This window comes from Microcella alkalica, from assembly GCF_014595885.1.
GTDB lineage: Bacteria > Actinomycetota > Actinomycetes > Actinomycetales > Microbacteriaceae > Microcella > Microcella alkaliphila_B.
This window is the reverse complement of record NZ_JABUKC010000001.1, coordinates 716364-730020: the sequence shown is the minus strand read 5'-3', so window position 1 is coordinate 730020 and position 13657 is coordinate 716364. Positions and strand designations below refer to the sequence as shown.

At 73.1% G+C, this 13657-nt stretch carries 14 protein-coding genes and 1 tRNA gene; 6 read left to right on the top strand and 9 right to left on the bottom strand.

Annotation, left to right across the window (positions count from 1 at the left end; translation table 11 throughout):
* Positions 1-72: 72 nt before the first annotated feature.
* On the top strand, positions 73-1551 hold the full coding sequence (locus ID804_RS03520) for a helix-turn-helix domain-containing protein (RefSeq protein WP_169077540.1): 1479 nt from the start codon (positions 73-75) through the stop codon (positions 1549-1551).
* On the opposite strand, the gene ID804_RS03515 is transcribed toward ID804_RS03520, so the two are convergent.
* Together ID804_RS03515 and ID804_RS03510 are read right to left on the bottom strand one after the other, a co-directional pair.
* The gene (locus tag ID804_RS03515) at positions 1548-1796 is read right to left on the bottom strand and encodes a hypothetical protein (protein WP_169077539.1); all 249 of its coding nucleotides are present in this window, start codon (positions 1794-1796) and stop codon (positions 1548-1550) included. The two genes, ID804_RS03520 and ID804_RS03515, sit on opposite strands and share 4 nt — an antisense overlap.
* 65 nt (positions 1797-1861) lie before the next feature.
* A complete protein-coding gene (locus ID804_RS03510; protein WP_169077538.1) occupies positions 1862-2053 on the bottom strand; it encodes a hypothetical protein in 192 nt (63 codons plus the stop codon).
* A gap of 90 nt (positions 2054-2143) precedes the next feature.
* On the opposite strand from ID804_RS03510, the gene ID804_RS03505 reads away from it, so the two are divergent.
* A tRNA-Leu gene (locus tag ID804_RS03505) sits at positions 2144-2225 on the top strand.
* Position 2226: 1 nt separating this feature from the next.
* On the opposite strand, the gene ID804_RS03500 is transcribed toward ID804_RS03505, so the two are convergent.
* On the bottom strand, positions 2227-2520 hold the full coding sequence (locus ID804_RS03500; protein ID WP_169077537.1) for a hypothetical protein: 294 nt from the start codon (positions 2518-2520) through the stop codon (positions 2227-2229).
* A gap of 223 nt (positions 2521-2743) precedes the next feature.
* Between ID804_RS03500 and ID804_RS03495 the strand changes: the two genes are divergently transcribed.
* Positions 2744-3595, top strand: coding sequence for a DedA family protein (locus tag ID804_RS03495; protein WP_169077536.1), 852 nt, complete (start codon positions 2744-2746; stop codon positions 3593-3595).
* A gap of 27 nt (positions 3596-3622) precedes the next feature.
* Here ID804_RS03495 and ID804_RS03490 read toward each other — a convergent pair whose 3' ends face one another.
* The 6 genes from ID804_RS03490 to ID804_RS03465 form a co-directional block, all read right to left on the bottom strand.
* Positions 3623-4894: an Nramp family divalent metal transporter gene (locus ID804_RS03490; protein ID WP_169077535.1), complete on the bottom strand. Its 1272-nt coding sequence runs from the start codon at positions 4892-4894 to the stop codon at positions 3623-3625.
* A gap of 9 nt (positions 4895-4903) precedes the next feature.
* Positions 4904-5608, bottom strand: a complete 705-nt coding sequence (locus tag ID804_RS03485) for a metal-dependent transcriptional regulator (RefSeq protein ID WP_169077534.1) — start codon at positions 5606-5608, stop codon at positions 4904-4906.
* Between the two features lie 191 nt (positions 5609-5799).
* Positions 5800-6408 carry an RdgB/HAM1 family non-canonical purine NTP pyrophosphatase gene (gene rdgB, locus ID804_RS03480; RefSeq protein WP_169077533.1) on the bottom strand — a complete coding sequence of 203 codons (609 nt, stop codon included), beginning with the start codon at positions 6406-6408 and terminating at the stop codon, positions 5800-5802.
* Positions 6405-7166, bottom strand: coding sequence for a ribonuclease PH (gene rph / locus ID804_RS03475; protein ID WP_169077532.1), 762 nt, complete (start codon positions 7164-7166; stop codon positions 6405-6407). Before rph ends, rdgB begins: the two co-directional genes overlap by 4 nt.
* Complete coding sequence (murI, locus tag ID804_RS03470) at positions 7163-8002, bottom strand: glutamate racemase (protein ID WP_169077531.1); 840 nt, start codon at positions 8000-8002, stop codon at positions 7163-7165. The genes rph and murI overlap by 4 nt, the downstream gene beginning before the upstream one ends.
* Before the next feature lie 9 nt (positions 8003-8011).
* On the bottom strand, positions 8012-9502 hold the full coding sequence (locus ID804_RS03465; protein WP_169077530.1) for a cryptochrome/photolyase family protein: 1491 nt from the start codon (positions 9500-9502) through the stop codon (positions 8012-8014).
* A gap of 69 nt (positions 9503-9571) precedes the next feature.
* Here ID804_RS03465 and ID804_RS03460 point away from each other — a divergent pair, with 69 nt between their 5' ends.
* The 3 genes from ID804_RS03460 to ID804_RS03450 all read left to right on the top strand — a co-directional run bounded on the left by ID804_RS03460 (position 9572) and on the right by ID804_RS03450 (position 13617).
* Positions 9572-10864 carry a nicotinate phosphoribosyltransferase gene (locus tag ID804_RS03460; RefSeq protein WP_169077799.1) on the top strand — a complete coding sequence of 431 codons (1293 nt, stop codon included), beginning with the start codon at positions 9572-9574 and terminating at the stop codon, positions 10862-10864.
* Between the two features lie 111 nt (positions 10865-10975).
* Entirely contained in the window at positions 10976-11965 is a 990-nt protein-coding gene (locus ID804_RS03455) for a TIGR03885 family FMN-dependent LLM class oxidoreductase (protein WP_169077529.1), read from the top strand.
* On the top strand, positions 11962-13617 hold the full coding sequence (locus ID804_RS03450) for an alpha-amylase family protein (RefSeq protein WP_169077528.1): 1656 nt from the start codon (positions 11962-11964) through the stop codon (positions 13615-13617). The genes ID804_RS03455 and ID804_RS03450 overlap by 4 nt, the downstream gene beginning before the upstream one ends.
* Positions 13618-13657 lie beyond the last annotated feature (40 nt).

Below are 13657 nucleotides of genomic sequence, written 5' to 3'. Positions count from 1 at the left end.
TCGCTTCTGTTCGCTTCGTACAATGATGATGCTCCCGCTGTACAGCGTGGACATCCGCCCTCTGGAGGCCCCATGCCCGTCTCGCTGCGCACGATGCTCGCCGACCGCAGCCTCGCCCTGCGCCTGGTTCGCGCCGACGACGCGGCCCTCGACCGCCGCTGGGCCTGGGTGCACTCGAGCGACCTCGCCGACCCGACCCCGTTCCTCTCCCCGGGCGATGCTCTGCTCACCACGGGCACGCAGTGGCACGACGACGCCGACATCGCGCCATGGGTCGCTCGGCTCGCCGAGCGCGGGGTGCCGGCGGTCGGCTTCGGCACCGAGGTGGTGCGCGCCGGCACGCCCGAGCCGCTCGCGGCCGCGTGCGAGGCGGCGGGCATCGCGCTGTTCGAGGTGCCCTACCGCATCCCCTTCATCGCGGTCGCGCGCGCCGCCGCCGACGCGATCGCTGCCGAGCGCTACGCCCGCGTGCGCTGGACCCTCGAGGCGCAGCGCGCCATCGCCGTCGCCGCGCTCAAGCCCGGGGGCCTCGCCGAGGTCGTCGCCGAGCTGGGCCGCCGCGTCGACGCCCCCGTCGCACTGCTCGGCACCGACGCTGAGGTCGTGCACGGCGGGCCCGTCACCCCCGAGGCGCTGCAGGAGGCCAGGCGGATGCTCGCCGAGGGTCGACGCGCCGCGGTCGTCGCTGACGGGGTCGCCCTGCAGACCCTCGGTCGCTCGGAGGCGCTGCGCGGCGTGCTCGTCGTCGGCGCCGCCGCCCAGCACGACGACGCCGTGCGCGCCGTCATCACGAGCGTCGTCGCGATGACCGGTCTCGCCCTCGAGCAGGATCGCACCCTCGCCCGCACTCTCGACCACCTGCGCTCGGGGCTGCTCGCGGCGCTGCTGCGCGGCGAGCGCGAGCTCGTCGCCGCGACCTCCCGTGCGCTGTGGGGCGCCCTGCCGAGCGAGCCGCTCACGGTCGCGGTGGTGGATGCCCGGGGGGCGCGCCGCGCGGCGCTGCTCGACCTGCTCGAATCCCGCGCCGAGCGCGCGCGCGGCGCCGTGTTCCACGCGCGCGACGGGCAGCGCGTCGTCATCATCGTGCCGGAGGCCGAGACCCCCGTGCTCGACTACCTCGCCGACCGGGTGCGCCTCACCGGCGGCTTCGTGCGCGGTGCGCGCTACGCGGCCCTGTCGACCGCGGTCGACGAGGCCGGGCGCGCGGCCGACCGGGCGAGCGGCGACCAGCGCCTGGTCGACTACGCGATGCTGCGCGACGACGGCGTGCTCGCCTCGCTCTCGGGCGACGACACGCGCCGCATCGCGGCCTCCGTGCTCGCTCCGCTCGACGAGCACGACGCCCGCTCGCGCGACGAGCTCGTGCGCACGCTCAGCGAGTGGCTCGCGGCCGACGCGGTGGCCGAGTCGGCGGCGGCGAGGCTCGGCATCCACCGCCACACGCTGCGCGCACGGGTCAAGCGCGCCGAGCAGCTGCTCGGGCGCGACCTCGGGTCGTTCCCGGCGCGCGCCGAGCTGTGGGCGGCCCTCGTCGCGGCCGGGCGGGCCTAGGCGCTCGACGGGCGACGTCGGCCGAGCGCGAAGCCCAGAGCGGCGCCGAGCAGCACGCCGCCGAGCACGAGCAGGGCGAGCCCGATCGTCGTCAGCGTCGAGATCGCCGGCGTGAGGTCGGGCGCGGCCCCCTCGCCGAACCCGAACGCGAACCAGCCGACCTCGATCGGGTAGGTGGCGAGCACCCACACCCCGGCGCCGAGCAGCAGGAGGCCGAGCAGCGGCAGGGCGAGGCGCGCGATCATGCGTCGAACGCTAGCCGAGCATCCGTCGCCCCGGAAGCACGCATCGCGACCGAGCCCGCGGCGCGTCAGTCGCGACGCGGCATGCCGAGCTCGTTGAGCGGGCGGCGATCGTCCGGCTCGGGCAGATAGTCGACCGGGCAGTGCAGCACCGCGTCACGGCCGGAATGGTCGATGCGGTGCTCGTCCATGGCGTGCGCGCAGAGCGGGCACACCGCCTGCGTCTCAGAGGTGCCGCTGCGCGGCTCGCTGCCGTTCATGCCGCGGATGCTACGCCTGCGCTGGCCTCGCCGCGAGGGGTCGGCCGACCCGCCGGGTGCACGCCGCCTCGTTAGACTGACGCCTCACCAGCGGGAGTGGTGAAATCGGCAGACACGCAGGATTTAGGTTCCTGTGCCTTCGGGCGTGAGGGTTCAAGTCCCTCCTTCCGCACTCAGCGCGATCGCCCTCGCCAGCCCGAGAGGTCGGGGTACTGGTGCTCGCCTGGGTCGGGCCCGTGCTGGCGCAGCCAGTGCCGGTGCGCCGCCTCGCAGGCCGCCCGCAGCGTGCGTCGATACCCGATGAGGATGCGCGGCTCGGCGTACGTCGTCGCCCGGTAGCCGCGCTCGCCCCCGATCTCGAGCAGGCGCACGATCGCGTACGGGCCCGTCTGGCTCGTGAGCTGCCACACGCCGGGCTCGACCTCGACGGCGGCGAGCATCGGGTGCCAGTGGTTCGTGCGGTGCACGCGTGGCTCCCTCCGGACGCTGCTCGAGCGGTCCGGCCACCGTGGGCACCAGCGTAGAGCGGGCTGCCGACGTCGGGCGAGTCGGGGCGCGGCCGCTGAGCGGCGCGCGCCGAGCATCCACCCCCCGTCACAAAGCGTTCGCCCGCCCGCCAGTCGGTGCATAGCCTCGCGCGCGATACTCTGAGCCGACCACCGCCGAACCGCCCTCACCTCCGGAGCCGCCATGCTCGCCACCGACATCGGACTCTTCGACGTCGAGGGCATCATCACGACGGCCGGGCCGTGGGCGCTCATCGTCGTCTGCGCGATCGTGTTCGTCGAGACTGGGCTGCTCGTCGGCTTCTTGCTGCCGGGCGACACGCTGCTCATCATCACGGGCGTGCTCACCTACACCGGCGTCATCCCGCAGCCGATCTGGCTCGTCGCGCTGTCGATCATGATCGCGACGATGGGCGGCGACAACCTGGGCTATCTCATCGGGCGCAAGGCCGGCCCGGCGATCTTCGAGCGCAAGTCGGCGGGCTTCTTCTCCAAGCGCAGCGTCGCGCGCACCGAGGCCTTCTTCGCCAAGTACGGCGGCTTCGCCATCACGATCGCCCGCTTCATCGGCGTCGTGCGCACGATCGCGCCGGTCGCTGCGGGCGTCGGCCGGATGCCCTACCGCCGCTTCTTCCTCTTCGACACCCTCGGCGCGTTCCTGTGGGCCGTCGGGCTCACGGTGCTCGGCTGGGGCGTCGCGCACATCCCGGGCGTCTCGGAGGTCGTGACCGAGTACATCGACGTCGTGCTGCTCACCGTCATCGGCCTCGCGCTGCTCGGCATCGGCTACCACGCCCTGCACGAGCGCCGCGAGCGCAAGAAGGAGGAGGCGCTCGAGGCGGCCGGCACGCCCGTCGTCGTCGACGTCGTCGAGCTCGACGAGCCGGAACACGACGGCCGTCACGAGGCTCCGGCGCACGCGCGGCACGGCGGCGGGCACGACTCCGCCGAGCACGACGGCGAGCACCGCCCTGACCCGCGCAAGCTCGTCGGCAAGCCCGACGGCAAGCACGAGAAGCCCGACGGACTGCTCTAGCCGCCGAGCGCCACCCTCGACTCGGCCCTAGCCGCCGAGCGCGAGCAGCACCAGCAGCGTCACGTTGAGGGCGACGAGCAGGCCCGCGGCCACGATCGCGAGCGCCGTCGTGACGCGGGCGTTGACGGAGTCGCCCATGAGCCCGCGGTCGGCGGTGAGCCGCACGAGCGGGATGAGCGCGAACGGGATGCCGAAGCTCAGCACGACCTGGCTCAGCACGAGCGCGAGCGTCGGGTCGACGCCGAGCACGAGCAGCAGCAGCGCGGGCGCGATCGTGATCGCCCGCCGCGCCAGCAGCGGGATGCTCACCCGCAGCAGCCCGCGCATGATCTCGGCGCCCGCGTAGGCGCCGACCGAGGTCGAGGCGAGGCCCGAGGCGAGCAGCCCGATCGCAAACAGCAGCGCGACCGGCTCGCCGAGGGCGGCTCCGAGCGCGGCGTGCGCGCCCTCGAGCGAGTCGGTGCCCTCGACGCCCTGCAGGTTCGCGGCCGCCAGCAGCAGGATCACCACGTTGACGCTGCCGGCGATCGCGAGCGCGATCGTCACGTCCACCTTCGTGGCCCGCAGCACGAGGCGCCGCTCGGCGCCCGCCGCGACGAGCCCGAAGCGGTCGCGCGTGAGCGAGGAGTGCGCGTAGATCGCGTGCGGCATGACCGTCGCGCCGAGGATGCTCGCCGCGAGCAGCACCGACTCGGTGCCGTCGAAGCGCGGCACGAGGCCGCCGAGCGTCTGCTGCGCATCCGGCGGGCCGATGACGAGGCCGGCGCAGAACCCGATCGCGATGACGAGCATGAGCCCCGTGATGGCGCGCTCGAACGGCTTCGGCCCGCGGCTCGACTGCACGACGAGCAGCAGCATCGACACGACGCCCGTGATGAGCCCGCCGACGATGAGCGGCAGATCGAAGAGCAGGTACAGGGCGACGGCACCGCCGATGACCTCGGCGACGTCGGTCGCCATCGCGACCGCCTCGGCCTGCAGCCAGTACGCCAGTCGCGCCGGCCGGCGCCGGAACCGCCGCCCGAGCGCCTCGGGCAGGCTCTGCCCAGTGACGATGCCGAGCTTCGCCGACAGGTACTGGATCAGCCACGCCATGACGTTGCCCGTCACGACGACCCACACCAGCAGGTAGCCGAACAGGGCTCCCGCGGTCATGTTCGCGGCGACGTTGCCCGGGTCGAGGTAGGCGACGCCGGCGACGAGCGCGGGGCCGAGCAGCGGAGCGACGAGCAGGCCGCGGCGCGCGGCGGTCACCGGGCGGGGATCGCGCGGCAGGGCATCCGTCGCATTTTTCGGCATGCCGAAATATTAGGGCCGGATGCTCCGCTCGAGCCACACCGCGGCAGCGACGCTCGGCGACACCACGACCTCGCCGCCCTCCGCGCGCACGATCGCGATGCCGGCGCCCTCGGTCGGCTCGTGCGCGACCCACAGCGGCGCGTCGAGCGCGATGCCGAGGCGGTCGAGCACGCGCAGCACGTCGGGATCGCGGTCGCTGATGCGCACCACGTGGCCCGTGAAGCCGAACGGCGCCGCGTCGAGCCGCACGGCGTCGGGGCGCACGAGCTCGCCGCTCGCCGTCGGGATCAGGTCGCCGTGCGGGTCGCGCGTCGGCCGCCCCAGCTGCGCGTCGATCGCGTCGAGCAGGCGGTCGCTGATCGCGTGCTCGAGCACCTCGGCCTCGTCGTCGACCTCATCCCACCCGTAGCCGTGCACGCGCACGAGCCAGGTCTCGATGAGGCGGTGGCGGCGCAGCATGCGCAGCGCGCGGCGCTCGCCCTCGGCCGTGAGCGTGATCGCCGAGTACGGGCGGTGGTCGACGAGGCCCGCGGTGGCGAGCTTCTTCACCATCTCGGTGACACTCGACGGCGCGAGCCCCAGTCGCGTGGCGAGCTGGCTCGGCGTGATCGGCTCGGGCTGCCACTCGGTGTGCGAGTAGATGACCTTGAGGTAGTCGTCGGCGGCGGTCGAGGCGGCGCCGCTCAGCGCCGCGCGCACCCCCGACTCGACCATGCCCTCCAGGGTACGGGGCGGGGCCGCGGGCACCGGGAGCAGGGCCGCGCGTGCGGCGGTTTGATTCACCCCCGCACGCGAAAGTGCCGGTTTGTGGCGAATGAGCCCAAATGTTTCGGCCCATTCGCCACGAATCGGCACACTTCTGGGCCGCGAGCACCGCGAGGGTCGCGGCGCGCGCGGCAGGCGCGCTAGCGGGCGGCGCGGGCGCGTAGCACCGCGGCGAGCGCCGCGAAGGCCCGGGCGCGGTGGCTGATCGCGTTCTTCTCGTCGGCGCTGATCTCGGCGCTCGTGACGGTGAGCCCGTCGGGCACGAAGATCGGGTCGTAGCCGAAGCCTCCCCCACCGGCCGGCTCGGCCGCGACGCGGCCGGGCCAGACGCCGAGGGCGGCGAGCTCGAACGGTGCACCGTCGACCGTCTCGGTCGGGTCGACGAGCGCCGCGGCGCACGTGAACCGCGCGGTGCGGTCGGCGTCGGAGCCGAGGGCGGCGAGCTCGCTCAGCAGGTGGCGCACGTTGGCCGCGTCATCGCGCTGCCCCGAGTAGTAGGCCGAGTGGATGCCCGGCGCACCGTCGAGGGCATCCACCGAGATGCCGGAATCGTCGGCGATCGCGGGAAGACCCGTGTGCGCCGCAGCGGTCCTGGCCTTGATGAGGGCGTTCGCGGCGAACGAGTCGCCGTCCTCCGCCGGCGCGGGGCCGTCGTAGGCGACGAGCTCGAGGTCGGGCACCTGCGCCCCGAGGATGCGCTGCAGCTCGGCCACCTTGTGCGCGTTGTGCGTCGCGACGACGACCCTCATCGCCCGAGCGCCTCGCGCTGCGCCTCGGCCAGGGTGCGGCAGCCGCCGACGGCGAGGTCGAGCAGGGCATCCAGCTCGGCGCGGTCGAAGGGCGCGCCCTCGGCGGTGCCCTGCACCTCGACGAAGTGGCCGGAGCCCGTGACGACGACGTTCATGTCGGTCTCGGCCCGCACGTCCTCGACGTAGGCGAGGTCGAGCAGCGGCACGCCGTCGATGATGCCGACGCTCACGGCCGCGACCGAGTCCTTGAGCGCGACGGCCTTCTTGCCGATGAAGCCCTGCGCGCGGCCCCACTCGATCGCGTCGGCGAGCGCGACGTACGCGCCCGTGATCGCGGCGGTGCGCGTGCCGCCGTCGGCCTGCAGCACGTCGCAGTCGATGACGAGCGTGTTCTCGCCGAGCGCCTTCGTGTCGACGACGGCGCGCAGGCTGCGGCCGATCAGGCGCGAGATCTCGTGCGTGCGGCCTCCCACCTTGCCCTTGACGCTCTCGCGATCCATGCGGCTGTTCGTCGAGCGCGGCAGCATGCCGTACTCGGCGGTGACCCAGCCCGTGCCCTTGCCGGTCAGCCAGCGCGGCACGCCGTTGGTGAAGCTCGCCGTGCACAGCACCTTCGTGCCGCCGAAGCTGATGAGCGCGCTGCCCTCGGCCTGCGCGCTCCAGCCGCGCTCGATCGTGACCGGCCGCAGCTGGTCGGCGGCGCGACCGTCGGCGCGCTTCGTCGAGCCGAGGCCGGTGGATTCGGCGATCGTCGTCATGGGGTGCCTTTCGGGAGAGGGATGGTGCCGGTCGCGAAGGTCTCGACGCGCGAGACCTCGGGGCCGAGAAATCGGGCGGCGAGCTGCCGGAAGCGTGCGGTGTCGGGGCCCGTGGCCTCGAAGACGTGGCGCGGAGCATCTGCCGACTGCGACAGCAGGTCGTGCTCGACGAGGCGACGGTAGACGTCGTAGGCGGTCTCCTCGGCGCTCGAGACGAGCGAGACCTCCGGGCCCATCACGTACTGGATCGCGCCGGCGAGCAGCGGGTAGTGCGTGCAGCCGAGCACGAGCGTGTCGATGTCGGCCTCGCGCAGGGGGGCCAGATACTCCGCGGCGACGGCCATGAGCTCGGGGCCCGTCGTGACCCCGGCCTCGACGAACTCGACGAAGCGCGGCGCGGCCGCCGTCGTGACGACGAGCTCGGGGTCGGCGACGAAGGCGTCGGTGTAGGCGCCGGAGCGGATCGTGCCCTCGGTGCCGATGACGCCGATGCGCTTCGAGCGGGTGCGGCGCACCGCCTGGCGCACGGCCGGCTGGATCACCTCGATCACTGGGATGCCGTGACCCTGCTCGAAGCGCTCGCGCGCGTCGCGGAACATCGCCGCGCTCGCCGTGTTGCACGCGATCACGAGCGCCTTCACACCCTGGTCGACGAGCTCGTCGAGCACCGCGAGGGCGTGCTCGCGCACCTCGGCGATCGGGCGCGGGCCGTACGGGCCGTTCGCGGTGTCGCCGAGGTAGAGCAACTGCTCGCGCGGCAGCTGGTCGATGATCGCGCGGGCGACGGTGAGGCCGCCGACGCCGGAATCGAAGACTCCGATCGGCGCGCTGCTCACCCCGGAAGTCTAGAGGGCGCCTCCGTACGCGGTCCGCGCGCGCTCCTGCGCGACGACCTCCTCGCGGTCGGCGAGCCTGCGCAGCCCCGCGAGCGGCTGCGCCATGCGGTGATTGCCGCGGATGCGCGGCTCGACCCGGTCGAGAAAGGCCCAGTACCCGGCGGTGAACGGGCACGCATCCTCGCCCAGTCGCTTCGAGGGCGAGAAGCGGCACGACCCGCAGAAGTCGCTCATGCGGTCGATGTACGCACCGCCCGAGGCGTACGGTTTCGTCGCGACGATGCCGCCGTCGGCGAACTGACTCATGCCGACGACGTTCGCGGGCATCACCCACGGCGTACCGTCGACGAACGCGCCCTGGAACCACGCCGTCAGCTCGGCCGGGTCGTACCCGCGCTGCAGCGCGAAATTGCCGAGCACCATGAGGCGCTGGATGTGGTGCGCGTAGCCGGTGCGTCCGACGGCGTCGAGCACGTGCGACAGGCAGCGGGCCTGCACCTCTGCGCCGTCGAGCTGCCACCACTCGGCCGGGAGCGGCGTCGTCGCCGCGAGAAAGTTGCTGCGCTCGACGTAGTCGGGCCCCAGGTGCCAGTACAGGTGCCACACCCAGTCGCGCCAGCCGATGAGCTGCCGCACGATGCCCTCGACGCTGTTGAGGGGGGCGCGCCCCGCGTCGTGCTCCGCCACGACGCGGTCGACGATCTCGAGCGGATGCAGCAGCCCCAGGTTGAGCGGCACACTGAGCCGGCTGTGGGCCATGGTGTCGTCGCCCTGCAGCGAGGCGTCTTCGAACGGGCCGAAATCGGGCAGCCTCGTGGCGATGAAGTCGTCGAGGGCGGCGAGGGCCTCGTCGCGCGTCGCGGCGAACGCGCGCGGAGCATCCGCGCCCAGGAACCGCACGCCGTCGGCCTCGAGCCGATCGAGCGTCTCGCGCACGCCCGCATCGATGTCGTCCTCGACGGGCTTCCACGGCTCGGGCAGCCCGAGCGACACGGCACCCTTCGGCGGCCGCTGACGGTTGTCGTGGTCGAAGCTGAACTGCCCGCCGACGGGCTGGTCGCCCTCCATGAGGATGCCGGTCCGTTCTCTGACCTCGCGGTAGAAGCGGTCCATGAGCAGCTGGGTCGGCTTCTTCCCCTCCGCCCACGCCGCGAACGTCGCGCGGTCGGTCACGAAGCCCCGATCGGGCAGGATGCTCGCCCCGAGCCCCTCCACCAGCCGGGCCTGCGCCCACGACGTCGCTCCGACCACCTCGAGCCGCTCGCCGATGAGCCCGCGCTCGCGCAGCGCCGCCGCGTAGGAGCTCGCCTGCACGTACTCGCACCGGTCACCGAGCTCGCGCGCCCGGTGCCGCAGCGCGCTCAGGTACAGGTGCGCCTTGAGCCGATGCGTCGGGCGCCGCCGGAACACCTCGTGGTTCTCGATGAGGATCACGAGCCCGCCGTCATCGAAGTGCGGGCCGAGCTGCTCGGCCGTGAGCCAGCGGACGGGATCGGTCACGGTCGAAAGCTAGAGGCCTAGGCTGAGCGCGTGACGACAGCGCTGCTCACCGACCGCTACGAGCTGACGATGATCGAGGCCGCGCTGCGGTCGGGTCGCGCCCATCGGCGGTGCGTGTTCGAGGTGTTCGGGCGCCGCCTGCCGGGCGGTCGCCGGTTCGGCGTCGTCGCCGGCACGGGGCGCGTGCTCGAGGCGATCGCCGACTTCCGCTTCGGCACGCCTGAGCTCGACTGGCTGAGCGACCACCGCGTCGTCGACGACGCGACGCTCGCCTACCTCGCCGACTTCCGCTTCACCGGCAGCGTGCACGGCTACCGGGAGGGCGAGCTGTACTTCCCGAACTCGCCGCTGCTGACCGTCACTGGCACGTTCGCCGAGGCGGTCGTGCTCGAGACGGTCGTGCTGAGCATCCTCAACCACGACACCGCCGTCGCGACGGCCGCCGCCCGCATGGTCGCCGCCGCCGAGGGCCGCCCGCTCGCCGAGATGGGCTCGCGCCGCACCGGTGAGGAGGCCGCCGTCGCCGCCGCCCGCGCCGCCTACATCGCCGGCTTCAGCGCGACGTCGAACCTCGAGGCGGGGCGTCGATGGGGAATTCCCACCATGGGCACCGCCGCGCACTCGTTCACGCTGCTGCACGACACCGAGGAGGAGGCCTTCCGCGCCCAGGTCGACTCGCTCGGCACCGGCACGACGCTGCTCGTCGACACCTACGACGTGCGCGCGGCCATCGAGACGGCCGTGCGCGTCGCGGGGCCCGAGCTCGGCGCGGTGCGGCTCGACTCCGGCGACCTGCCCTCGCTCGTGCGCGAGGTGCGCGAGCAGCTCGACGCGCTCGGCGCCACCGGCACCCGCATCACCGTCACCAACGACCTCGACGAGCACACGATCGCGGCGCTGCGCGGTGCCCCCGTCGACAGCTTCGGTGTCGGCACCTCCGTCGTGACGGGCTCCGGCTCGCCCGCGGCGGGCTTCGTCTACAAGCTCGTCGCGCACCGCGGCGACGCCGACGAGGCGTGGATGCCCGTCGCGAAGAAGAGCATCGACAAGGTGTCGCTCGGCGGCGCCAAGCGCGGTGAGCGGCTGCTGCTGCACGGGCGGGCCCTCGCCGAGCACGTCGTCGTCGACGACGACCGCGACGGCGAGCCGGAGGCCGAGGCGACCGTCGTCGAGACGCACGGCGGCACCGTGCGGCCGCTCACCGCGACGCTGCTGCGCGACGGCGAGGCGGATGTTCGCTATACCGGCCCCGAGGGCGTGCGGCGGGCGCGCGAGCACCACGCCGCCGTGATCGCCGAGCTGCCGCCCGAGGCGTTCCGCCTCGCGCGGGGCGAGCCGGTGCTGCCGACCGTCTTCCGGTAGGGGCGCGAGGCGGGGCGCGTCTCGCCGCCGGCCGCGGCGCCGGGCGCGGGGGACGCTTCGCGACGCGCATCCGTCGCCCTCTCTAGGGTCGGTGCGGTCGAAGGAGGACGCATGACCCGCATCGGATTCCACGCCTCGCACGAGCAGCTCGACCCGAGAACGCTGCTCGACGCCGTCGCCCTCGCCGAGCAGGTGGGCTTCACCGACGCGATGGGCAGCGACCACTTCGCCCCCTGGAGCGAGGAGCAGGGCCACTCGGCCTTCTCGTTCGCCTGGATGGGCGCCGCGCTCGAGCGCGCGAAGACGCTGCGCATCGGGCAGGTGCACGCGCCCGGGCAGCGCATCCACCCCGCGATCAGCGCGCAGGCGATCGCGACGCTCGAGGTCATGAACCCGGGCCGCTACTGGGTCGCGCTCGGCAGCGGCGAGAACCTCAACGAGCGCATCACGGGCGACGCGTGGCCGCCGAAGGAGGTGCGGAACGCGCGCCTGCGCGAGTGCGTCGATGTGATCCGCCGCCTGCTCGCCGGCGAGGAGGTCACCCACGACGGCCTCGTGCGCGTCGACCACGCCCGGCTCTGGACCCGCCCCGAGACGCCGCCGCCCCTCATCGCCACCGCCGTCACGCCCGAGACCGCCGCCTGGGCGGCCGAGTGGGCCGACGGGCTCATCACGGTGAACCAGTCGGAGGAGAAGCTGCGTCGGGTCTCCGACGCCTACCGCGACGCCGGCGGTCGCGGCGACGTGCTCGTGCAGGTGCACGTCGCGTGGGCCGAGACCGAGCAGCGGGCGCTCGAGCAGGCCTTCCACGAGTGGCGCACCAACGTGTTCGCTCCCCCGCTGTGCTGGGATCTCGACTCGCCCCGCGCGTTCGCGCAGGCCGCGGCGCACGTGCGGCCCGACGACGTGCGCGGCTCCGTCGTCGTCACCGACAGCGCCTCCGCCGTCGTCGACGCGATCGGGGGGATGCTCGCGCAGGGCTTCGACGGCGCCTACGTGCATCACGTGCCGACCGAGCAGCGCGCGTTCCTCGAGCAGGTCGCGCCGAGCATCCTCGCCGCCTTCACCGAGTCGGCGCAGCCCGCGGGGGCGCGCGCATGAGGCTCACCGACACCGGCGACCTGTGGTGGAAGACCGCGGTCGTGTACTGCCTCGACCTCGAGACCTTCATGGACTTCAACGACGACGGCGTCGGCGACTTCGAAGGGCTCGCCCACCGCGTCGACTACCTCGCCGAGCTCGGCGTGACGTGCCTGTGGCTCATGCCCTTCTACCCGACGCCGGGGCGCGACGACGGCTACGACATCATCGACTTCTACGGCGTCGACCCGAGGCTGGGCCACCACGGCGACCTCGTCGAGGTGCTGCGCACCGCCAAGGATCGCGGCATGCGCGTCATCGCCGACCTCGTCGTCAACCACACCTCCGATCAGCACCCGTGGTTCAAGCAGGCGCGCTCGAGCCGCACGAACCCCTACCGCGACTTCTACGTGTGGCGCGACGAGATCCCGAAGGATGCCCCCACCAACGTCTTCCCCGACCAGGAGGACGGCGTGTGGCAGTACGACGAGAAGACCGAGCAGTACTACCTGCACAACTTCTACCGGCACCAGCCCGACCTCAACCTCGCGAACCCCAAGGTGCGCGACGAGATCGCGAAGGTCATGGGGTTCTGGATGGAGCTAGGCCTCAGCGGCTTCCGCGTCGACGCCGTGCCCTTCCTCGACCAGAGCGACCCGAACGTCGACGTGCACGAGCTGCTGCGCTCGCTGCGCAAGTACCTCACCCGGCGCACGGGCGACGCCGTGCTGCTCGGCGAGGTCAACCTGCCCTACGCCGAGCAGTACGCGTACTTCGGCGGCGAGGCGGCCGACGAGCTCACCATGCAGTTCGACTTCGTCGGCATGCAGCGCCTCTACCTCTCGCTCGCCCGGCAGGATGCCCGGCCGCTCGCCGAGGCGCTGCGCGAGCGGCCCGTGCTCGCGCAGGAGAACCAGTGGGCCAACTTCGTGCGCAACCACGACGAGCTCACCCTTGACAAGCTCAGCGACGCCGAGCGGCAGGAGGTCTTCGAGGCCTTCGCCCCCGACGAGGGCATGCGCGTGTTCGACCGGGGCATCCGCCGCCGGCTGCCCCCGATGCTCGCCGGCGACCCGCGGCACGTGCGGATGGTCTACAGCCTGCTGTTCTCGCTGCCCGGCACCCCCGTCATCTTCTACGGCGAGGAGATCGGGATGGGCGAGAACCTCGACCAGGCCGGCCGGCTGGCCGTGCGCACGCCCATGCAGTGGAACTCGGGGGCGAACGGCGGGTTCTCGCGCGCTCGGGCTCGGCGGCTCGTCGCGCCCGTCACCCCCGACGGCTTCGGGCCCGCGCACGTCAACGCCGCCGACCAGCGCACCGACCCCGACTCGCTGCTGGCGTTCTTCGAGAAGCTCATCCGGCGCTACCGCGCCTCGGCCGAGATCGGCTGGGGCGAGCTGACGCTCATCGACTCGGGGGTCGACGCGGTGCTCGTGCACGCGGTTCAGGGGGCGGAGGGGCGCATGATCGCCGTGCACAACTTCTCCTCCGACCCGCAGGAGGTCGAGTTCGCGCTGCCCGACGGCATGGGACCGAGCAGCGAGCTCGTCGAGCTGCTGCGCGACGGCGACGTCGTCGCCGACGACCGCGGCCGGGTGGCCCTCGCGCTCGATGCCTTCGACCACCGGTGGCTGCGCGTGCACGACGGCGACGACAAGAGGCTGTCGTGACTGCGGCGCGATCGCGGCACTGGTCGAGCGGCCGTCGCGA